This is a genomic window from Microbulbifer sp. 2205BS26-8, assembly GCF_030731025.1.
Classification (GTDB): domain Bacteria; phylum Pseudomonadota; class Gammaproteobacteria; order Pseudomonadales; family Cellvibrionaceae; genus Microbulbifer; species Microbulbifer spongiae.
In genome coordinates, this window is the sequence record NZ_JAVAMR010000145.1 from 1 (window position 1) to 964 (window position 964).

The window sequence follows — 964 nt, forward strand, 5'->3', positions numbered from 1 at the left end:
TACTCAAGCAGGCCGAAAACGGTGTGCCAGTGCCTGAACTATGCCGAGAACACGGTATGAGCTCAGCGAGCTTCTATAAGTGGCGATCCAAGTACGGCGGCATGGATGCCTCAATGATGGCCCGCCTGAAGGAACTGGAGGATGAAAATCGACGCCTCAAGAAGATGTATGCCGAAGAGCGGTTGAAGGCTGAAATCGTTCAGGAAGCTCTGCAAAAAAAGTGGTAAAGCCATCTCGGCGAAAGGAGATGGCGCGGCAAGCCGTAGCCACACGGTACATCAGTATTCGAATTGCCTGTGCTGCTTTCGGTGTCAGTGAAAGTTGCTATCGTTATCAGCCTGTTCTCAGCGATGAAAACGAGGAGATTGCCGATTGGCTTATCCGGTTAACAAATGAGCAGAGTGACTGGGGCTTTGGCCAGTGCTTTCATTACCTACGCAACGTGGAGGACGCTCAGTGGAACCACAAGCGCGTTTACCGGATCTACTGTGAGCTAGCGTTAAATATGCGAATAAAGCCAAAACGTCGCCTCAAGCGCCAGGCACCAGAACCTCTGAAAGAACCAACAAAAGCGAACCAAGTATGGTCAATGGACTTTATGCATGACCAGCTAAGCGATGGCCGGAACTTCAGGCTGTTCAATGTCATTGATGATTACAGGCGTGAAGGACTGGCAATCGAGGCCGGTTTTTCACTGCCAACGATACGTGTGACTCGCGCTCTCAACCAGCTACTTGAATGGCGGGGCAAGCCCAGCATTATCCGCTGTGATAATGGCCCTGAGTTCATCAGTCATGAGTTTGTAGCATGGGCGAAAAAGCGGCGAATACGGATCGAGTACATCCAGCCAGGCAAACCACAACAAAATGCTTATATCGAGCGAGCCAACAGAACCATTCGGTATAGTTGGCTCAGCAAGCACCTCTTCGACAGCCTTGAAGAGGTTCAGGATTATGCAACTGAA

Annotated in this window: 1 pseudogene; it reads left to right on the forward strand. The window is 50.6% G+C overall.

The annotated features are described in order from the left end of the window. Window positions 1-964: pseudogene (locus Q5Y71_RS16950) on the forward strand (IS3 family transposase); the annotation flags it as partial.